The organism is Kitasatospora sp. NPDC051164, assembly GCF_044455625.1.
GTDB lineage: Bacteria > Actinomycetota > Actinomycetes > Streptomycetales > Streptomycetaceae > Kitasatospora.
Genome location: NZ_JBITFB010000024.1, coordinates 75,327 through 95,322 on the forward strand (window position 1 = coordinate 75,327; position 19,996 = coordinate 95,322).

A 19,996-nucleotide genomic window follows, 5' to 3' on the forward strand; every position below is an offset into this window, starting at 1 on the left:
GCAGAGCCGAGTGCCGTCGGTCCACGCCCTCGGCCACCGACTCCACTGGTCGCAGTTGCGACGCGGGCCGGCGTCCTGAACCGCCCCGGCGCGAGCTCCATAACTCGATGTGATGAGGGGCTGGGATCTTCCGGGCGGTTCCCGGAGCCGCCAATCTTCTCCCACAGGTGAAATGTCACATTGTGCTAGGAGAAGACGTGAGACACCGAAAAGTTGGCCCGGCCCTCGCCGCGGCCCTGGGGCTGCTGTCGGTCGCCGGCTGTACGGGATCCGACAGCGGCGTCGCCGGCGGACCGAACGCGGCAGCGGTGAAAGGCGGCACGCTGCACGTGCTGTCCACCCTCGACCTGGAGCATCTCGACCCGGCGCGCAACTACGTCACGTCCTCGCAGGACGTGAGCCGACTGATCTACCGGACGCTGACCACCTTCACCGCCGCGCCGGGCCAAGCGGGCGGGAAGATCGTGCCCGACCTGGCCACCGACACCGGGCGCCCCAGCGACGGTGCCAGGACCTGGACCTTCACCCTCAAGTCCGGTGTGAAGTTCGAGGACGGCCGCCCGATCACCGGCAAGGACGTCAAGTACGGCGTGGAGCGCACGTTCGCCGCCGAGCTGCCCGAAGGCCCACCGTACGCCCGGATGTGGCTGGCCGGCGGCGACTCGTACCAGGGCCCCTACAAGGATCCGGCCGGGCTCGCCTCGATCGAGACCCCCGACGACAACACCGTCGTCTTCCATCTCAAGCAGCCGGTGGCCGACTTCGGCTCGGCGGTGTCGCTGCCGATGTTCGCCCCGGTGCCGCAGGACAAGGACACCGGCGTCAACTACGACTCCCGCCCGTTCTCCTCCGGCCCGTACAAGATCGACGGCTTCGAACCCAAGAAGCAGCTCACCCTGGTCCGCAACACCAGCTGGGACCCGGCCGCCGACGCCGTCCGCAAGGGCCTGCCCGACAAGGTCGTCATCGACCTGGGCCTGGACGCCGCGGTGGTCGACCAGCGGCTGATCGCAGGCCAGGGGGAGGACGCGAACGCGGTCGCGATGGAGCCGATCGGCCCCGCCTCGGTGGGGCGGGTGCTCAACGACCCGCGGCTGAAGAGCCGGCTGGTCACCGGCGACTCGATCAACACCCGCTACCTGAGCATCAACACCAGGCACAAGCCGCTCGACGACGTCCGGGTGCGCCGGGCCGTCGCCTACGCACTGGACAAGGACGCCCTGCGCACCACGCGCGGAGGCCCGATCGCCGGTGACCTGGCGACCAGCCTGCTTCCGCCGTCCCTCGGCTACCAGGCGCAGGACCCCTACCCCAGCAAGGACGGCAAGGGCGACCCGGACCAGGCCAAGTCGCTGCTCGCCGAGGCGGGCCACGCCTCCGACCTCACCCTGACCCTCGACGCGCCCGCGTCGGCCGCCGGCAAGGCACAGGCCGAGGCGGTCCAGGCCTCGCTCGGCCGGGCGGGCATCACGGTGAAGATCAACGAGATCAGCTCCTCGGCCTTCTACAGCACCGTCGGCAACACCTCCCAGGAGCACGACCTGGTGATCGCCGGCTGGTCCCCGGACTGGCCGGGCGCGTCGACGTACCTGCCGATCGTGTTCGACGGTCGCCTGATCACCGGCCAGGGCAACAACAACTACGCGCAGTACGACTCCCCGGCCGTCGATGCGCAGATCGACACGATCGCCGCGATGGGCGACCCGGCGGCGGCCCAGGCGGCGTACGGACAACTCGCCCAGCAGATCATCCAGGACGCCCCGGTGGTGCCGTTCCTGTGGGACAAGGCGCCGGTCCTCATCGGCCCCAACGTCACCGGAGCGTACGGGCACATCGCCTACGTCGGCCGGCTCGACCTGGTCTCCCTCGGACTGCGCAAGTGACGGCGCACGTCACGGCGCAAGTGACGGCGCACGGGACGGCACACGTGACGCTGATCCGAAGGCTGTCGGCCCGGCGCTCGGCGGTCCTGGCGTCGGCCGTGGTGGCCGGGCTGGTCCTGGTCGCGCTCGCCGCGCCGCTGATCACCTGGATCGCCGGGAGCTCGCCGACCGCATTCCACGGCGACGCGGTGGACCCGGCGCTCGGCGGCCTGCCACGCGGTGCGGCGGGCGGGATCAGTACCCGGCACTGGCTGGGCGTGGAGCCGGTCAACGGCCGGGACGTGCTGGCTCGGATGGTGTACGGCGCACAGGTGTCCCTGCTGATTTCGGTGCTCGCCACCGCGCTGTCGGTGCTGCTGGGAACGGCGCTGGGCCTGGTTGCGGGCTTCTTCGGCGGCTGGGCCGACACCGTGATCGGCCGCACGATGGACCTGCTGCTGTCCTTCCCCAGCCTGATCTTCATGATCGCGCTGATCTCGGCGGCACCCGGCACGGACCGACGGCTCCTGCTGGTCGTCGTGCTCGGCTTCTTCGGCTGGCCCTATGTCGGACGGATCGTGCGCGGGCAGGCGATGGTGCTCGCGCGAGGCGAGTTCGTGGCGGCGGCCCGGGTCCTCGGCGCGTCCCGGCAGGCGCTGCTGGTGCGCGAGGTGCTGCCCAACCTGACCGGCCCGGTCCTGGTGGTGGCGACCATGTCGATCCCCGGCTACATCGCCACCGAGGCCGGCCTGTCCTTCCTCGGGGTGGGCGTCCAGGCGCCCACGCCCTCCTGGGGCCAGATGATCGCCACCGCGGTGCCCTGGTACGCCGCCGACCCCGCCTACTTCCTGATCCCCGGCGTCTTCCTGTTCGTCACCGTGCTCGCCTTCAACGTGCTCGGCGACGCCGTCCGCGACGCGCTCGACCCCCGGAGCCGGCCACGATGATCCTCTACCTCCTGCGCAGACTGGCTGTCACGGCGGCCATTCTGGTGGTGATCTGCGCCGCCACCTTCGCGATCTTCTACCTGATGCCCGCCGAGCCGGCGCAGGGCGCCTGCGGCAAGGCGTGCAGCCCCGAGCGGATCGCCGAGATCCGCACCACCCTCGGGCTGGACCACTCGCCGCTGGTCCAGTTCCGCGACTACCTGGCCGGCATCGTCTCGGGACGGACCTACGGCACCGGCGCGCAGGCCGTCAACTGCCCCCTCCCCTGCCTGGGATTCAGCTTCCAGACCGACCAGCCGGTGTGGCAGGTGCTCACCAGCCGACTGCCCGTCAGTTTCTCGATAGCCGTCGGTGCGGCCGTGCTGTGGCTCGCCGTCGGCGTCGGCACCGGCACCGTCTCGGCCCTGCGCCGCGGAAGCCTGTGGGACCGGGCCGCGATGACCGCCGCACTCGGCGGGGCCTCGCTGCCGATCTACTTCACCGCCCTGGTGCTGCAGTACCTGCTGGTGGTCCGGCTCCAGCTGCTGCCCTACCCGCAGGTCGTGCCGTTCACCGCCGATCCGATCGGCTGGGCGCAGTCACTGCTGATGCCGTGGATCACGCTCGCCATGCTGTACGCCGGGATCTACGCCAGGGTCACCCGCAGCGAGATGCTGGAGAGCCTCGGCCAGAACTACGTGCGCACCGCCCGCGCCAAGGGTCTGGCCGAAGTCACCGTGGTACGGCGGCACGCGCTGCGGCCCGCCCTGATGCCGATCGTCACCATCTTCGGCATGGACCTCGGCGCGCTGCTCGGCGGCGCCCTGATCACCGAGTCCGTGTTCGGCCTGCCCGGTGTCGGCAAACTCGCTGCCGACGCCATCGCCTCCGCCGACCAACCCGTGATCATCGGCGTGACGCTGTTCGCGGCCGGCTTCGTGGTCATCGCCAACCTGCTGGTGGACCTGGTGTACGCCGTGCTCGACCCGAGAGTGAGGGCCGTCGGATGACCCTGCTGACAGTACGTGGCCTGACCGTGGAATTCCGCTCGGGCGTGCGCGCCGTGGACGGGCTCGACCTCGACGTGGACGCCGGACAGGTGCTCGGCGTGGTCGGCGAGTCCGGCAGCGGCAAGTCGGTCACCAGCCTGGCCGTCCTCGGCCTGCTGCGCGACGCCCGGGTCAACGGCGAAATCCACTTCGACGGAAAGGAGTTGACCGCACTCGACCAGCGCTCGCTGCGCCGCCTGCGCGGCAACCGGATCGCGATGATCTTCCAGGACCCGCTGTCCTGCCTCAACCCGTACTACTCGGTCGCGTTCCAGATCGCCGAGGCGTACCGGGCGCACCACCGCAGCTCGCGTAAGGAAGCGCACCGGGTCGCGGTGCGCATGCTGGAGCGGGTCGGGATTCCCGAGCCGCAACGGCGTGCCCGCTGCCACCCGCACGAGTTCTCCGGCGGGATGCGGCAGCGCGTGATGATCGCGATGGCGCTGTGCCTGGAGCCCGACCTGCTGATCGCCGACGAGCCGACCACCGCGCTCGACGTCACCGTCCAGGCGCAGATCCTCCAGCTGCTGCGCGAGCTCCGGGAGGAGGCCGGCACCGCCGTCATGCTGATCACCCACGACATGGGCGTGGTCGCCGGACTGGCCGATCAGGTCGTGGTGATGCACCAGGGCCGCGCGGTCGAACGCGGCCCCGTACGGGACGTCTTCCACCGGCCGCAGCAGCCGTACACCCGCGGCCTGCTGGCCTGCGTGCCCCGCATCGACGGCCCCCTGCCGGACCGGCTGCCCACCCTGGGGGCCACCACATGACTCGACGAGCCACCAGGAGGACCACCGTGGACGAGGCCGACCGGTCGCCGGAACAGGGGAGTGGCCACGCCGTCCTGCTAGAGACGCGCAACCTGGTCAAACGCTTCCCGGTACGCCACGGCCTGACCCGGCGCCTGGCCGGCCATGTCGCAGCCGTCGACGGGGTCTCCCTGACCGTCCGGCCCGGCGAAACCCTCGGCCTGGTCGGCGAATCCGGATGCGGGAAGTCCACCGTCGCCAAACTGATCACCCGCCTGGAGAAGCCCACCTCCGGCAGCATCCACTTCGCCGGGCGCGACCTCGCCGAACTGGACGAGTCCGCCCTGCGCCCGGTCCGCCGCGAGCTGCAGATGGTCTTCCAGGACCCCTTCTCCTCCCTCAACCCCCGCCACAGCGTCCGCCGGATCCTCACCGCCCCCTCCCGCTACCAGGGCCTCGAACCCGACCGACCCGTCGAAGAACTGCTGACCCGGGTCGGCCTGCGACCGGAGCACGCCGACCGGCACCCGCACGAGTTCTCCGGCGGCCAAGCCCAACGCATCGGCATCGCACGGGCGTTGGCGCTGCGCCCGAAGCTGGTGGTGTGCGACGAGCCGGTGTCGGCACTCGACGTCTCGGTCCAGGCACAGATCCTCAACCTGCTCAAGGACCTCCAGGACGACGACGGGCTGAGCTACCTGTTCATCGCGCACGACCTCGGCGCCGTCCGCCAGATCAGCACCCGGATCGCCGTGATGTACCTCGGATCGGTCGTCGAAACCGCCGACCGCGACACCCTGTTCGCCCACCCCGCACACCCCTACACCCACGCCCTGCTGTCCGCCGTGCCGCTGCCCGACCCGGACGCCGAGCGGGAGCGCGAGCGGATCGTGCTGCGCGGGGATCTGCCGAGCCCGCTCGACCCGCCCAGCGGCTGCCGCTTCCGCACCCGCTGCCCCAAGGCCGACGAACTCTGCGCCGCCGAACCCCCCGACCTGCGGACGATCGCCCCCGGGCAGCAGGTCGCCTGCCACTACCCCGAGAGGACGCCGTGATCCAGTCCAGCTACCGCATGCCGGGACTCGCGGTGACCGACCACGTCTTCACGGTGCCGCTCGACCACGCCGACCCCGGTGGCGCGACGATCGAGGTCTTCGCCCGGGAACTGTGCGATCCGGCGAAGGCCGGCGACGACCGGCCGCCCTGGCTGCTGTACCTCCAGGGCGGCCCCGGCGGGAAGTCCCCGCGCCCGCTGAACGCCACCGGCGGCTGGCTCGGCCACGCTCTGAAGACCCACCGGGTGCTGTTGCTCGACCAGCGCGGCACCGGTCGAAGCACACCCGTGACCGTACGGACCGCCGCCCGGTTCGGCTCCGCCCGTGACCTGGCCGACCACCTCGCCCGGTTCCGCGCCGACTCGATCGTCGCCGACGCCGAACTGATCAGGCGCCGGCTGTGCGGGAACCGGCCCTGGGAGACCCTCGGACAGAGCTACGGCGGGTTCCTCACCCTCAGCTACCTCTCCGCCGCGCCCGAGGGCCTGCGCGCCTGCTACATCACCGGCGGCCTGCCCGGCCTCGACACCACCGCCGACGACGTCTACGCGGCCACCTACCCCCGTGTCCGGGAGAAGACGACCGCGTACTACGCCCGGTATCCCGGCGACCGTGCACTCGTCCGCCGACTGGCCGACCTCCTCGACCGGCAGCCGGTCCACCTCCCCGACGGCGACCGGCTCACCGTACGGCGGTTGCGCACCCTCGGCCTGATGCTCGGCATGGGGGACGGTGCCGAGCGCCTGCATTGGCTGCTCGACGAGGCACTCGATCCTGACGGCGAGCCCTCGGTCACCTTCCTGCACCAGGTGATGAACCTGACCGGCTTCACCGACAACCCCCTGTTCGCCGTCCTCCAGGAGTCCATCTACGGCCGCCGCGGCGTGTCCACCGGCTGGGCCGCCGCCCGGGCTGCGGCCGATCACCCCGAGTCCGCCGAGGATGCCGACCCGCTGCTGTTCACCGGCGAGATGTTCCACCCCTGGATGTTCGAGGAGATCGCCGGGCTGCGCCCCTTCGGCGAGGCCGTCCACCTGCTTGCCGAACGCACCGACTGGCCCGACCTCTACGACCCGGCCCGGCTCGCCGTCAACCAGGTCCCCGTCGCCGCCGCCGTCTACCACGACGACATGTACGTGGACGCCGGCCTGTCCCTGCGCACAGCCCGCGCCGTCGGCTCCCTGCGCGTCTGGGTCACCAACGAGTGGGAGCACGACGGGGTCACCGCCTCCGGCGGCCGCGTCCTCGCCCGTCTGATGGACCTGGCAGCCGACCGCATCTGATCCTCCGCCACCACCCCCTCCCGCAGGGAAAGGAACAACGAGATGAGACTCAGGGCCCTCGCCGCCGCCATGGCCGCGACCCTCCCGTTGACCGCCGCCGCCCCGGCCCTCGCGGACCCCGCCCGGCCCGCCACCGCAGCACCGGCCTCCGACTGCGCCCTGCCGGGCAGGACCGGCTGGACGGACGAAGGCCACACCACCGACCCCACCCGGTTCCAGCAGCCGCTGGGCACCAAGCACGTGCTCATGCTGTTCGTCGACTTCCCCGACGCCGCGGCCACCGGCTCCCTCGCCGACTACTACCACCAGCTGTCCCCGGCCGCCGACTGGATGAAGCAGGACTCCTACGGCCGGACCCGCCTGGACATCACGCCGCTGAACCGCTGGATCCACATGCCGCAGGACTCCGCCTCCTACGGCTTCCAACGCGGCATCACCTTCGAGCAGCACGAGCTGTACGTGAAGCAGGCCGTCCAGGCCGCCGATCCGTACGTGGACTTCTCCGGGTACGACATGGTGTACATCGTCCCCACCAAGTCCGCCTCCGCGATCACCTTCTCGCCCACCTACCTCTACGACCCCACCACCGCCGGCATCACCGCCGACGGCAAGCGGATCAAGTGGGCGATCACCTTCGGCCAGGACATGTACCACTGGGGCTACAAGGTCGCCGACCACGAGACCTCCCATACCTTCGGCCTGCCCGACCTCTACGCCTTCACCGCGACCGACTACCACCGCTACGTCGGCGGCTGGGACCTCATGGGCGACATCGCCGGCCCCGCGCCGCAGCACATCGGCTGGGAGCGCTGGAAGTTCGGCTGGATCGACGACCGCCAGGTCGCCTGCCTGCCCGCCTCCGGCAGCCGCACCGTCCACCTGAAGGCCGTCGAACGCCCGGGCGGAACCAAGATCGCCGTGATCCGCACCGGCGAGAGCACGGCGTACGTCGCCGAATCCCGCCGGGCCGTGGCCGGGGACGCCGAAGCCTGCTCCACCGGCGTGCTCGTCTACAAGGTCGACAGCTCCGCCCAGACCGGCTACGGCCCCGTCCGGGTGGTCAACGGCAACCCGGGCGCCACCGCGCCGAACCACTGCACCGCCCTCGACATGGCCGCCTACCAGCCCGGCCAGTCCTTCGACGACCCAGCCACCGGGGTGAGGATCGACGTTCTCCGTCGAGGTCCGCTCTCCGACACCATCCGGGTCACCAAGCAGTAGGCGGACGCCGCCGCTCGGGTGATGCCGGAGACTCCCGAGTCCGGGGTCGCATCACCCGCAGCGGCGTGCCACCGCTCTACAGCCCGGCCGAAACGCTCCGCGGCGGTGCTACGGCACGGCGGTGGTCGAACCAGCGTCGGTAGACCGGGCTTCGGGCGGACGCTGTCCGGTAGGTCTCGGTGACGTGCTGCACGAGCGTGGGTCCCAACGGTGCCAGCGGCCCCTCCCGGTGCCAGGCGAGCAGATGCCGGTACCAGAGTGGATCGCCGACGATCGGCCGTACGGCAAGGCCCGGCATCTCCTCGAACGTGGCCTGGCAGAAGCTCACCGCGTGGCCGCTGCGGACGATTTCCAGGAGGAGCCGGCCCTCCGCCTCGTGGACGACGTGCATGCGACGGCCCAGGAGGAGCAGGGTCCTGGACCAGTACTCACGGATCCGATCGTTGTCCGGGGGAGGAGCGGCCCAGTCCTCGTCCTCCAGGTCCTCCAGTGCGATCTCCTCCAGTGCCGCCAGCGGATGGGCCGCGGGCAGTGCCACGAAGAGCGGTTCGGTGGCGATCGGCTCGACGGCAACGCCCGGGGGCGGCGTGAGCTCGTAACCGGGGCTGTCGCCCACCACAGCCGCTTCGAGACGGCCGCCCGCGATGTCCTCGACGAGCGGGACCGGGCACCCCCGGCCCCGCGAACTGATCTCGGCTCCCGGATGGTGCAACCCGATCGCGGTGATCAACCCGCCGAGCAGGGGCGCGTTGACGGAGCCGAGCCGGAAACGGTGCGGTGAACAGCCCGTCCGTGCGGCGAGAGTGGAGACCTCCAGCAGTTCGTCGACGGTCGGCAGCACGGCCCGTGCTCGGCCGAGAACCACCTCCCCGAACGCGGTCGGGACGACACCCGACTGCGCGCGGCTGAACAGCTCACCACCGAGCACCCGCTCGATCCGCGTCAACTGGGCGCTGAGGCCGGGCTGGGTCAGCCGCAACGACGCGGCGGCTCGCGTCAGGCTGCCGCTGTCCGCGATACTGCAGATGATCCGGAGGTGCCGGAGTTCGAGCTCCATGACGAGATGGTATGGAGATCACGCACATTTCCATAGGGGTGCGTCGACAAGAGCCCGGCCATCCAGGCGGCGTCGTTCCGGGTCCACCGGCCGAAGGTCCACGGTGGTTGTCCCCGATCCGGCCGTGAACCCGCTCAGCGACGAACGACGGACCCGGGCCGACGGACCCGCCTCGGCGCCGTCGGCCGCTCAGCAGCAGCGGCCGATCGCCTCGGCCTTGCCGAAGTCCCCTGCCGCGAACGCCCCGGCGGGGACGGTGAAGTAGATCGTTCCGGCGTCGCCCCAGCCCCACCCGAGGTCGGCGTCCTCGGCGAGCTGGAGCAGGTGGACGGCGGGACCGTCGTCGTCACGAGAGGTCACCGGCACCGTGTACGAGGTGTCGGGCCAGCCGAACGCGCAGTGGTGGCCGGCGGTGTTCCCGTCGAGGCCGTCCATCTCGCCGAGGATGAGTGAGGGCGCGCCCCAGTGCTGGTCCTCGTCGTACGTGAGGTCGTCGTCCTGGAGGTCCCAACTGTCCGGGAGCATGGTCACCTCGACCGCGTGGACGGGCCGTGCCGGGTAGTGCCGGGCGGGCCCGGGGGCGGTCGTCGTGACCGCCCGCGTGGGATCGGCGGGGATCACCCGCCACGCGTCGGGACTGGACGAGTCCAGCTCGCGGTACTCCTCGTACGGCACGTCAGGATCGAGGTAGAAGAAGTTGAGCAGGCCCGGCCGGGTGGGCAGTTGGTCCCCGAGCCACGCGGCGAGCGCATCGGTGTCGAGCACCGCGTGCAGGGACAACGGGACGCCTTCCAGCGCGGGCCACGCGGTGCCCGGTTCGAGCAGTGCGGGCCCACCGAGCCGTGACCGGCCGGCGGCGGGCGCCTCCTGCGAGGCCGCGACCAGCCGGAAGCCGCGCCGGGCCATCGCCGCGAACTGCCGCCCGGTCTCCGGGCCGAGACGCTCCACACACAGTCGGCGCATGGCGGCCGGGTCATCGAAATCCATGAGGCGATCCTCTCAACCCCCCGCGCACCGCACTGCACGACCCCCACCAGGCTCAGTGAAGCGTCCGAACCGACGCGTACCGGCTCCGGCGTCCGCTCGAGCTACCAGAGTGGGGCGGCTGCTGCCCGCTCACCCCTGCTTGGCGAGGTCCCCCGACGGGTCCATGCCCAGGGGCTGGCCGGTGACCTTCAGGTGGATCGCGCCCGGCCCGGCCGGGGTGTATGCCTGCTGTTCGGAGACGCCGGTGCAGCCCTGGTCGCTGCCTTTCGGGTGTTCCTGGAGCTCGATCCGGTCGGGGGTGACGGACAGCAGGGTGAGCTCGCCACGACAGACGGTGCTGCTGAACGCCGAGGCGTTGGCGGTCTGCCCGACCACCTCGCCGACCTTCCCGGGGGCGAAGCTGACGGTGAAGGTGCTGGGCAGTCCGCCGACGGCGGTGGTGATGGTGCCCCTCCAGGTGCCGAGGTAGCCGGCGGGGAGCGTCCCCGGCAGCGGCGCGACGGAGGCCGAAGGGTTGGCGGAGGTCGAAGGGTTGGCAGGGGTCGATGGGTTGGCGGAGACCGGCGGGTCGGCGGAGGCCGGCGGGGCGCCGGTGGCGTCCTGGCTCACGTGGTCGCCCGGCCGGTCGCGCCACACGGTCTGCCACAGCACGCCGCCGGCCGCCAGCACGACCAGCACGGCGGCGGCCGCCACGAGCGGACGCCGCCCCCGGGAACGCGGCGCGGGCGCCGTGGCCCCGGTGCCCGCACCCACGCGCTCTCCGGACGACCCGGGCTGCCCGGATGACCCGGCCGACCCGGGCCGCCCGGGCGGTACCGGCGGCGCGGGCCGGTCGAGGTGGGTGGGGGCGCGGTCCCGTCCGGATTCCGCTACGCGCTCCGCTACGGGCTCCGCGGCGCCGGCCGGCACCTCGGCCTCCGCCTCCAGGTCGAGCAGTTCGACGGCGCTGCGCGCCACCTCGGCGGAGACCGCGGGCGGCAGCCAGCCGCCGTCCGCGAGCGGGGCGGCACCGGGGGAGAGCAGGGCGCGCAGCTCGTCCGGGGAAGGCCGGTCGGCGGGGGTCCTGGCGAGGCAGGCGCGCACCGCGCCGTGCAGCGCTCCGGTGAGCCCGCCGAGGTCCGGCTGCTCGTGCAGCACCCGGTAGAGCAGGACGGCCGCGCTCACGCCCTCACCGAACGGCGGGACGCCGGTCGCGGCGAAGGCGAGGACGGCGCCGAGCGAGAAGACGTCCCCTGCGGGGCCGGCCGGCTCGCCGGCCGCCTGTTCGGGCGAGAGGTAGCCGGGCGAGCCGACCAGGTACCCGGAGCGGGTGAGTGCGGTCGCGGCGTCCAGGGCGCGGGCGATGCCGAAGTCGATCAGGCGGGGCCCGTCCAAGGCGAGCAGCACGTTGGACGGTTTGACGTCACGGTGGACCAGGCCCAGGCCGTGCACCGCCGCCAGGGCCTCGGCGAGCGCCGCGCCGAGGGCGTGCACGGCGGGAACGGGCAGCGGGCCGTGCCGGCGGACCGCGGCGTCCAACGACGGTCCGGCGACGTAGCCCCCCGCCACCCAGGGCGGGTCGCCCTCGGTGTCGGCGTCCAGGACGGGGGCGGTCCAGCGACTGCCGACCCGCCGGGCGGCGGCGACCTCCTGGCGGAACCGGGCGCGGAACTCGGCGTCATCGGCGAGCTCGCCGCGCACCACCTTGACGGCGACGGTCCGCCCGCCCTCGGTGCGGCCGAGGTACACCCGCCCCATGCCGCCGGCGCCGAGCCGGCCCAGCAGCCGGTAGGAGCCGATCCTCCTCGGGTCCGAGTCGCCCAGTGGTTCCATCGCCCGCCCTCCCCGTCACCGTCGCCCGCGGGCACACTACTACCCGGCGGCACCACCCGGCGGCGGGCACGAGTTCCGGCAGAGGGACCGTCAGGCGCGAGGCCTCTGACGTCCGCCGCCCGGCGGGCGAACCGCAGGCTGCTCCCCTTCCTCCCCATCGCACCGGCGGGCAGGGGCCGCTTCCACCCCGTCGCGGTGTCCCCGTTGTCAGATGTCAGGTCCCTCGATGCCGGCGCCGGCCTGCCGCGCACGGATCGTGGTGACGGGTGACGGCGGTGATCAGCGATCCGTGGAATCCGGTGGGAGGAGGGGGCGTTCGGGCCGTTCGCCGGGCGCTGTCAGGTGTTGTCAGTTCCCGTCAGGCGGTATCGAACGGCGCTGGTGGTCGGATCAGCTGTATCCCGCCGCCGAGGTCGGACCGGGCGGCACGTCAACGTCTCGACCGAACATGGGAGTTGGAATGGCCAAGGGCATTCTCAAGAGGATCGGCCGCCGTGGCGCGACCGCGGCGGCCGTCGTGGCGGTGGCGGCGGGCGCGGTAGGCGTCTCGGCGGGCAGCGCGGCCGCCGACGGCTGGTACGCGCTCCGCTACCACGCGAGCGGTCACGGTGTGGGCGTCTACGCGCAGCAGTACTCCTGGACGCCCAAGGTCGCCGCCGACGTGTACTCGTACTCGTGGTCGTCGGACGAGATCTACATCGAGTGCTGGACCAGGGGCGAGACGATCAACAACCAGGGCAACGTCTGGTACCGGGTGGGCGGCACGAACGGCAACTTCTTCGGCACGGCCTACGTCTACGGTGCGTACGCCGACGGCAACTGGTACTTCCACAACGGCCTGCCGGAGTGCTGACGGCCGTCTGACACCGCCCGCCCCGACCGCCCCGCCGGCCCGCTCGCCGGTCGGGGCGGGCGGGGCCGGCCGGCGCCTGCGAGTGCTGCCGGCGCTGACCGGCCCGACCGGCCTGACCGAGGTGCTGCGGTGCTGCGGTGCTGCGGTGCGAGGACCCGGAGCCGAGCATCCGGTAGCGGTACGCCGTCAGCTCCCTGCCGGCTTCTCGGCCTCACCCATGGTGCCGGGCACCGTCGGTGCGGCCCGGGGAGTGCTGTGAACGGCGCGGTGGTGGCTGGGTGTCGTCCCGTAGTGGTCCAGGAACACCTGCCTCATCGTCTCGGCGGAGGTGAACCCGCAACGCCTCGCGACCGAAGCCAGCGGCAGTGCGGTGGAGGCGAGGAGTTGTGCGGCCGCCTCGATGCGGGCGGTCCGTACGAACCGGGCTGGTGTCTGCCCGAGCTGGTCGAGGAACAGCCGGGACAGATGACGTCCGCTGACTCCCGCGTACGCGGCGAGCGCGGTGGTGGCAAGATCGCCGTCGAGGTGTGCGGTGATGTATTCGACGGTCTGCCGCACGGTCCGGTGCTCCGGGGCGGGCGCGTCGACGAACATGCTGATCTGGGCCTGGTTGCCCGGTCGTTGGAGGTAGGTCACCATCATCCGGGCCAGCGTCCGGGCGAGGGCCGGGCCGTGGTCCTCCTCGACGAACGCGAGGGTGAGGTCGAGCGCGCCGGTGACCCCGGCCGACGTGCAGACGTGCTCGTCGCGGAGGTACAGCGGCGCGGCGTCGACGTGGACGGCCGGGTGGCGCTGCGCGAGGTCGCGCGCGAACGCCCAGTGGGTCGTGGCACGCCGTCCGTCGAGCAGTCCGGCCGCCGCCAGCACACTCGCCCCCGTGCACACCGACGCGACCCGACGGCCGATGCCGGCCAGGCGGCGCACGTGCTCGACCAGCCGGGTGTCCTGCGCCGCCGCGGCGTGGCCCCACCCGCCGACGACCAGCAGCGTGCCGACCGGGCCGCGCGTACGCTCCAGCGCCGCCTGCGCCGCCAGGACCAGTCCCGATGAGCAGCGCACCGGGCGGCCCTGCGGGGTGACCAGGAGGACGTCGTAGGGCGGACTCGCGCCCAGGCGGTTCGCGCCGTCGAAGGCGGTGGTCACGCAGGCGATCTCCACGAGTTCCGCATCGTCGTAGGCCACGACCACCACGCGGTGGCGGACAGCTGTCGTCATGCCTGCGACACTACCGAAAGCCGTCCGGAAGACAGGTATCCCAGGATTTCGGACATCGAGTCCGAACGGTTCCGTCCGCGCTGGAGGCGGTGGGGGAGGGTTGCCGCGGCAGCAGCCCGCCGCCAGGCCCTCGGCCTCCCGCCGACTTCCAGGAGTCCCGTCATGACCGAAACCTCGCCCGAGCCGTCCGCCGACCCGGTGAAGACCATCGCCTTCGTGCTGTACCCGGGGCTCACCGCACTGGACGTCGTCGGCCCGATGCAGGTCTTCGCAGCGCTGGGCGATCTCGTCCCCGGCTACCGCACGATCGCGGTCGGTGAGCGGATCGAGCCGATGCCGAGCGACACCCCGCTGACCCTGCTGCCCAGTCACACCTTCGAGGACATGGAGGACATAGCGGATCTCCACGCCGTGATCGTGCCCGGCGGCCTCGTCCCCACCCTGGCCGCGATGGCCGACGAGAGCCTGCTGCGAAACCTTCGCGAGACCGCGGCACGCTGCCAGGTCGTCGGCTCGGTGTGCACCGGCTCGCTGCTGCTCGCGGCGGCAGGCCTCCTGGAGGGCCGCCGGGCCACCACGCACTGGATGTACCGCGACCTGCTTCCCCGCTTCGGGGCGACGCCTGTCACCCAGCGCTGGGTCGAGGACGGACACGTCATCACCGCCGCCGGGGTCTCGGCCGGCATCGACATGGCACTGCACCTGGTCGGCCGGCTCGCCGGCCTCGACGTCGCGCGCACGGTGCAGCTGTTCATCGAGTACGACCCCGAACCGCCCTTCGGCCCCATCGACTGGACCGCTGCCGACAGCGGCCAGTACACGCCCTTCGCCCGCCGGCTGCTCCACGACGCCCTCGCCGACCACCCCGCCCTCCTGGCACACCTGAGCACCTGAGAACCTGAGCACCTGAGCACGGCGGAGCCGGCCGGGCTGGTCGTGCCGGAGTACGGCGAGTCGGAGTCCGCGGTGCTCGACGCGCCGATCGCATCCGCCTCTGGCAGGCTGACGGGGTGGTGCCGAGCGGCGCCGTCGCGCGCGAGGAGGTCCGTACGGATGTCTGAGCCGAAACCGGGGCGGAAGCCGGGTGCGGCCGACCGCAGGGCCCACACGGCGGCGTTCCGGGCGGAGGAAGCCCGCCGGGAACGGCGCCGGCGGCTACTGGCTCGCGGCGCGATCGGCCTGGTCGCCCTGGCGGTGGTCGGCGGAATCGCCGCCGTGATCGCGACGAACCAGGGCTCGACCGGTTCCTCCCACGGGATCCCGGCACAGCCGCGGACCACGGCTGTGGGCCGCACCACACTGCCGCCGTGGGACGCGCCGAGTGACGTCGCGGCCGCCGTGGCGGCGGCCGGGCTGCCGATGCTCGGCGCGGAGGGCACGGCGCTGCACATCCACACCCATCTGGACGTCCTGGCGGACGGCAGGCCCGTCGAGGTGCCGGCCCTGATCGGCGTGGACGAGAGCGCGCAGCGGATCAGCCCGCTGCACAGCCACGACACCAGCGGTGTCATCCACGTCGAGTCGCCGGTTCGCGCGGACTTCAGCCTCGGGCAGTTCCTCACCGAATGGCAGGTCTCCGCCTCCGCCGACCACCTCGGCGGCCTGAAGACCGACGGCACCCACACGTTGAAGGCCTACGTCAACGGCAAGGAGGTCGGCGGCGACCCGGCCGCGATCCTGCTGCACGACCACGACGAGGTCGCCTTGGTCTACGGGACGGCCGCCGAGAACGCCGCAGTCCCGGTCCCGAGCAGCTACACCTGGCCGAGCGGGCTGTAGAGCGGTCCGGCCGCGCGGCCGCGAGTGGGGGCAGTAGCGGTATCGCCGCATCGATGCCGTCATCCGGCCGGAGCACCACGGCCCTCGCCGTGGAGCTCCACATCGGCCTGCCCGGTGCAGACACCTGCGTGTCCGGACAGCGACACCCCACCGCCCATCCGGGCCGAAACGTCCGCCGGGCCCGGGTGCCCCGGCTCTGGGGCACGCGCACACCCGAAGCGGCCCAGCCCGTCCCGCCGAGGCCCGGCCGCTCCGGTGCGCACCAGCGCGGTCAGCCGCCGCTCTTGCGGCGGAAGTTGCGCTTGCCTCCCGCCGCGGCGTGCGCGCCGTGGATCTTCGATTCGCTGTTCGGACCGCCGGCCGTGCTCCCGCCCTTGGCGCCGTGCTTGCGCTCCAGCGCGGCGAGGAATTGGGCCTTGACGTCGTCCTGGGCGGCGGCCGCGGGGACCTCGGCGGCCTGGTCGGCCTCCGACCTCTCGGAGTTCTCGGGGTTCTCGGGGTTCTCGGATGACGCTACGCCGCTGCTCATGCAGGACCTCCTGGTGGGGTGGTGTCGGGTTGATGCCTTCACGGGACACCATGTCATGCCCCGAAACCGGCCCGGCCTACCAGGCCACCCCGAGGGCCTCCAGCTGCCCGGCCTGCTCGGCGGTGAGCTTGTCCCGGCGGGCGTATCGGTGTCCGCGTCGGCTGCCGCTCTGCCGCGCTCTGCCGTGGCTGATCGCGGTAGCCGGGCGAGAGCTGTCCGGTAGCTGGGCCCGCGCCGGCGACCCGTCGGTAGGTCCGCCCGTATAGTCCAGGGTCCGACGATCACTTGTATGCCACTTTTGGGGTTCCTTTGAACAGCACCTCCATCAAGCGTCGCGGCGCGTTCCTGTTCGCGACCGTCGCCCTTGTCACCGTCGGCGCCCTGGGCGGCACCGCCCAGGCAGTGCCCAACTCCGGCTCCCTTTGGGTCGGCTACGGCAAGAGCAACACCTACGCAAGCGTCAAGTGCGTCCAGCAGATATCCAACGACCTGCACTACCAGACCGGTTACCACACGGTCGACGTGGACGGCTCGTTCGGCCCCGACACCTACGGGGCTATCGTGGCCATCCAGAAGTGGGCGAGCTTGCAGCAGGACGGTGTCGTCGGCCCGAGGACCGGCGACGTCATGGTCGAGGCCACCAAGGACTACTACGGCTGTTACCCCTACCTGCCCACCCTCAAGTGACACCCGACGCTCAACTCCGGTAGGCATCGGGGTTGGCGGGCCCCACCAGGAGACACTGCTGGGAATGGGGTCCGAGCGTGACGGCGGTCCTTGTCGTCCGGTTGTGGAAGGCAAGGACCACCGTTCGGGACGCTGTTCGAGGTCAGAGGGCCGGCAGGATGCGCAGCGGGCTCATGGTGCCTGCTCGCGCCATTGCGCGACGCTGCCCTCGACCTCGGCGATGCTGGGGTGGCGCACGGCATCCAGCCCGTCATCGGCGAGAAGGTCGGCGATCAGGGCCGGAGGGCCGAACACCTCGGTCGCGCTCAGGTCCCAGTCGGTCAGGACGAACCAGGAGCCCTCCACGGGCCACCAGTGCGCGGGAAACTGGGTGTGTACGGTTCGGTCGGGCCACGCGCAGGCATCGTGGTGAGCAAGCGCCTCCTCCAGCCGGCCCCGGCGGGCCGGGATGGGGCGGCCCGCGTCCTCGATCCCCGCCTGGGCCCAGTAGCACTCCGTGCGCAGCCCATCAGGGCTGTGCCGGGCGAGGACCTCGACCAGGCGGGCCAGGCTGCCGCGGTCAATCTCGCCCAGGTCCGGGCCCTCTACGTCTTCGGGCAGGTCCAGCCCCTCGAAGAGCCGGAACGAGGGGGTGTACTGCCAGTCCTCCAGTCGCTTGCCGGCGCGCGCCAGCATGTCGTCCCACCGGACCCGTTCCCCTCGCACCGTGACGGTGTGCAGAACCCAGCAGCGATCCGGGAACCCCTCCTGGGGCTCGTAGCCCAAAATGGCCTCGCCACGTTCCAGAAGTGGTCGGACACCACCCAGCGAATCGTCATCCGGCACAAGCTCCACCGCGAAACCCCTCGACACTTCGATCATGTGTGTGACGTTCTGTGATCAGTCGAGGTTAAACGCTCACGGTGCGGAAGTCCCGCTCGTCGGGGATCCTCGCGGCGAAGCAGCGCTTTCGGTCCTTGGTCCGGGACTTGGTCCGGGACTTGGACAGGGGTTGGTGGGTTGTGGGTCGACGGGTGCGGGGTCAGGGGCGGGTTCGTGTGCCGGCGTCGTGCTGTTGGTAGAGGGTGACGAGCAGGCCGTGCACGGGTTCGCCGGGGTCTTCCTCGACTTCGTCGACCAGGCGGGTCAGCGCTTGGGCCAGCTGTGCGGCCTTGGCGGGGCTGAGTCGGAGGTGGCGCAGGGTCAGGGTGTGTTCGAGGGGGGAGCGGTCCGTCTCGGCGGCGACCGCGCCGAGCATCGCGGCTGTGCCTTCGGCCTGTGGCTCGTCGACGAGGAGGCGTTGTGCGGTTCGCCGGTAGTATTTCTCGGTGCCACCACGGACCTGCCGAGTCCCGGCGTCCTGGACCAGTCCGGCTTCGCACAGCACTCGCAGGTGGTGGGAGACACTGCCCTTGTTCACGCCCAGTTGAGCGGCGAGTCGGCTGATCGTGGAGGGCTGCCCGCTCAGGGCGAAGAGCAGGCGTTGGCGTACGGGGTGGGCGAGCGCGGCGTGCTGCTGGGGTGTGCTGATCTGCTGGACGTCTTCGTCTGGTTGATGGCTCACCGAATCAAGTGTTAAGTGCGGTTGACGCTTTGACAAGTCGCTGATCTACTCCCTGCCATGACCACCACCACCTCGTCACCCGCGCTGGACAACGCCACCGCCGCTGACACCACTGCCCCCGTTACCGACACCGACACCGTCACGGCCGCCGGCTCCACCGCCGTCCCCGTCCCGGACACTGCAGGCGTCGTCGAGTCGATCGCCGACCTGGTCGCCGGGAACTACGTCTTCCCCGATGTCGCCCGGCAGTTGGCGGCCCTGCTGCGAAGCCGGTGTGCGGAGGGAGCCTACCGGGCCGCGACCGCGGAGGAGTTGGCCGAAGGGGTCACCGCCGACCTGCGGTCCGTCAACGGTGACCAGCACCTGGCTCTGAAGTTCCATGCCGAGCCCGTACCGTCGGAGCGGGGCGCGGCCGTACTCGCCGCGATGCGGCGGCAGTTCGACGAGGGCCTGGGGGGTGTTCCGCGGGTGGAGCTCCTCGATTCCGGAGTCGCGGTCCTGGAGATCGCACCCGCGATGTTCCCCCTGGACTGGGCGGCCGAGCCGCTGGCCGCGGCGCTCTCCCTGGTGGCCCCGGCCCGCGCGCTGATCCTGGACCTGCGCCGCAACGTCGGTGGCGACCCGGACACGGTCGCCTTCGTCTGCGGCTACCTGCTCGACGGCCGCACCCACCTGAACACCATCGTCTCGCGGCAGGGGGAGAAGGCCGAGCAGTCCTGGACGCCCCCGTTCGTCCCGGGCGCCCGCTACGGCGCCACCAAGCCGCTCTACGTGCTCACGAGTGCGAAGACCTTCTCCGCAGGTGAGGAACTCGCCTACGACCTGCAGCAACTCGGGCGTGCCGAGGTCGTCGGGGAGAGTACCCGCGGCGGTGCGCACCCGCGCGAGGGCTGGACGGTGCACCCGCACCTGGAACTCTCCGTCCCCGTCGCCCGCGCGCTCAACCCCGTCTCGGGCACCAACTGGGAGGACACCGGCGTCCAGCCCGACGTGCCGTGCCGAGCCGAAACCGCACTCGAGCGCGCGTTGGAACTGGCCGTGACGCGCCTGGCGCAGAACGGCTCCTGACACAGCCCCACCACCCCGGACACCGCCACCGGGTGCCACTACCGGACCGGTGGCGAGGCGGCCCGGGTCTTCCGGTCCGGCGTGCGGCTGCGCGGGCGGGCCGGGGCCCGCATCGACGGGAGGCTGACCGGCGGGTGGAGTGTGCTCCTGACGCGCTCCACCGGCGGGCCGGGGCCGTCGCCGGCCGGCCCGCCCGCCCCATACGCCCCGTCCGTCCCGCGGTCCTGTCCCGGCGGCGGTGGTCCCGTACAGCCTTGCCCCGCCGACGCGGACGCCGGCACAGGCATCGGTCCGGTAGCGGTCGTGTCGGTCATGGTCGGT

The 19,996-nt window shown here is 71.9% G+C and carries 19 protein-coding genes; 12 read left to right on the top strand and 7 right to left on the bottom strand.

The window, feature by feature from the left end; all coding sequences use genetic code 11:
* The first annotated feature begins 197 nt into the window (after nt 1–197).
* Genes ACIBEC_RS31545 through ACIBEC_RS31575 form a run of 7 tightly spaced genes read left to right on the top strand, consistent with a single transcriptional unit; the run spans nt 198 to nt 8,145 of the window.
* Complete coding sequence (locus tag ACIBEC_RS31545; protein ID WP_360502670.1) at nt 198–1,883, top strand: ABC transporter substrate-binding protein; 1,686 nt, start codon at nt 198–200, stop codon at nt 1,881–1,883.
* Entirely contained in the window at nt 1,880–2,809 is a 930-nt protein-coding gene (locus ACIBEC_RS31550) for an ABC transporter permease (protein ID WP_396289447.1), read from the top strand. Before ACIBEC_RS31545 ends, ACIBEC_RS31550 begins: the two co-directional genes overlap by 4 nt.
* Nucleotides 2,806–3,798 (top strand): ABC transporter permease, encoded by a 993-nt coding sequence (locus ACIBEC_RS31555; RefSeq protein WP_360502665.1) that lies wholly within the window; start codon nt 2,806–2,808, stop codon nt 3,796–3,798. Before ACIBEC_RS31550 ends, ACIBEC_RS31555 begins: the two co-directional genes overlap by 4 nt.
* On the top strand, nt 3,795–4,607 hold the full coding sequence (locus tag ACIBEC_RS31560) for an ABC transporter ATP-binding protein (RefSeq protein ID WP_396289451.1): 813 nt from the start codon (nt 3,795–3,797) through the stop codon (nt 4,605–4,607). The genes ACIBEC_RS31555 and ACIBEC_RS31560 overlap by 4 nt, the downstream gene beginning before the upstream one ends.
* Complete coding sequence (locus ACIBEC_RS31565; RefSeq protein WP_396289453.1) at nt 4,604–5,641, top strand: ABC transporter ATP-binding protein; 1,038 nt, start codon at nt 4,604–4,606, stop codon at nt 5,639–5,641. The genes ACIBEC_RS31560 and ACIBEC_RS31565 overlap by 4 nt, the downstream gene beginning before the upstream one ends.
* A 17-nt stretch (nt 5,642–5,658) precedes the next feature.
* Nucleotides 5,659–6,924: an alpha/beta fold hydrolase gene (locus ACIBEC_RS31570; RefSeq protein WP_360502844.1), complete on the top strand. Its 1,266-nt coding sequence runs from the start codon at nt 5,659–5,661 to the stop codon at nt 6,922–6,924.
* A gap of 42 nt (nt 6,925–6,966) precedes the next feature.
* A complete protein-coding gene (locus ACIBEC_RS31575) occupies nt 6,967–8,145 on the top strand; it encodes a M6 family metalloprotease domain-containing protein (protein WP_360502660.1) in 1,179 nt (392 codons plus the stop codon).
* A 76-nt stretch (nt 8,146–8,221) separates the two neighbouring features.
* Here ACIBEC_RS31575 and ACIBEC_RS31580 read toward each other — a convergent pair whose 3' ends face one another.
* The 3 genes from ACIBEC_RS31580 to ACIBEC_RS31590 form a co-directional block, all read right to left on the bottom strand.
* Entirely contained in the window at nt 8,222–9,202 is a 981-nt protein-coding gene (locus ACIBEC_RS31580) for a LysR family transcriptional regulator (RefSeq protein ID WP_360502658.1), read from the bottom strand.
* Nucleotides 9,203–9,391: 189 nt separating this feature from the next.
* Nucleotides 9,392–10,189, bottom strand: a complete 798-nt coding sequence (locus ACIBEC_RS31585; protein WP_360502656.1) for a YwqG family protein — start codon at nt 10,187–10,189, stop codon at nt 9,392–9,394.
* Between the two features lie 129 nt (nt 10,190–10,318).
* A complete protein-coding gene (locus tag ACIBEC_RS31590; protein ID WP_360502653.1) occupies nt 10,319–12,001 on the bottom strand; it encodes a serine/threonine-protein kinase in 1,683 nt (560 codons plus the stop codon).
* A 460-nt stretch (nt 12,002–12,461) separates the two neighbouring features.
* Here ACIBEC_RS31590 and ACIBEC_RS31595 point away from each other — a divergent pair, with 460 nt between their 5' ends.
* Nucleotides 12,462–12,854, top strand: coding sequence for a hypothetical protein (locus tag ACIBEC_RS31595; RefSeq protein ID WP_360502650.1), 393 nt, complete (start codon nt 12,462–12,464; stop codon nt 12,852–12,854).
* Nucleotides 12,855–13,040: 186 nt separating this feature from the next.
* Here ACIBEC_RS31595 and ACIBEC_RS31600 read toward each other — a convergent pair whose 3' ends face one another.
* Nucleotides 13,041–14,069, bottom strand: a complete 1,029-nt coding sequence (locus tag ACIBEC_RS31600) for a DJ-1/PfpI family protein (RefSeq protein WP_360502647.1) — start codon at nt 14,067–14,069, stop codon at nt 13,041–13,043.
* A 162-nt stretch (nt 14,070–14,231) separates the two neighbouring features.
* On the opposite strand from ACIBEC_RS31600, the gene ACIBEC_RS31605 reads away from it, so the two are divergent.
* Nucleotides 14,232–14,963: a DJ-1/PfpI family protein gene (locus ACIBEC_RS31605; protein ID WP_360502644.1), complete on the top strand. Its 732-nt coding sequence runs from the start codon at nt 14,232–14,234 to the stop codon at nt 14,961–14,963.
* Between the two features lie 159 nt (nt 14,964–15,122).
* The gene (locus ACIBEC_RS31610) at nt 15,123–15,848 is read left to right on the top strand and encodes a hypothetical protein (RefSeq protein WP_360502641.1); all 726 of its coding nucleotides are present in this window, start codon (nt 15,123–15,125) and stop codon (nt 15,846–15,848) included.
* Between the two features lie 271 nt (nt 15,849–16,119).
* Here the strand turns inward: ACIBEC_RS31610 and ACIBEC_RS31615 are convergent, their stop codons facing one another.
* Entirely contained in the window at nt 16,120–16,377 is a 258-nt protein-coding gene (locus ACIBEC_RS31615; protein WP_360502638.1) for a DUF5302 domain-containing protein, read from the bottom strand.
* A 309-nt stretch (nt 16,378–16,686) separates the two neighbouring features.
* Between ACIBEC_RS31615 and ACIBEC_RS31620 the strand changes: the two genes are divergently transcribed.
* Nucleotides 16,687–17,064 carry a peptidoglycan-binding domain-containing protein gene (locus ACIBEC_RS31620; protein WP_360502636.1) on the top strand — a complete coding sequence of 126 codons (378 nt, stop codon included), beginning with the start codon at nt 16,687–16,689 and terminating at the stop codon, nt 17,062–17,064.
* A 171-nt stretch (nt 17,065–17,235) separates the two neighbouring features.
* Here the strand turns inward: ACIBEC_RS31620 and ACIBEC_RS31625 are convergent, their stop codons facing one another.
* Both ACIBEC_RS31625 and ACIBEC_RS31630 read right to left on the bottom strand, forming a co-directional pair.
* The gene (locus tag ACIBEC_RS31625) at nt 17,236–17,925 is read right to left on the bottom strand and encodes a hypothetical protein (protein WP_360502634.1); all 690 of its coding nucleotides are present in this window, start codon (nt 17,923–17,925) and stop codon (nt 17,236–17,238) included.
* A gap of 160 nt (nt 17,926–18,085) precedes the next feature.
* A complete protein-coding gene (locus ACIBEC_RS31630; protein WP_360502631.1) occupies nt 18,086–18,607 on the bottom strand; it encodes a winged helix-turn-helix domain-containing protein in 522 nt (173 codons plus the stop codon).
* 57 nt (nt 18,608–18,664) lie between these two features.
* On the opposite strand from ACIBEC_RS31630, the gene ACIBEC_RS31635 reads away from it, so the two are divergent.
* Nucleotides 18,665–19,675: a S41 family peptidase gene (locus ACIBEC_RS31635; protein ID WP_360502629.1), complete on the top strand. Its 1,011-nt coding sequence runs from the start codon at nt 18,665–18,667 to the stop codon at nt 19,673–19,675.
* Nucleotides 19,676–19,996 lie beyond the last annotated feature (321 nt).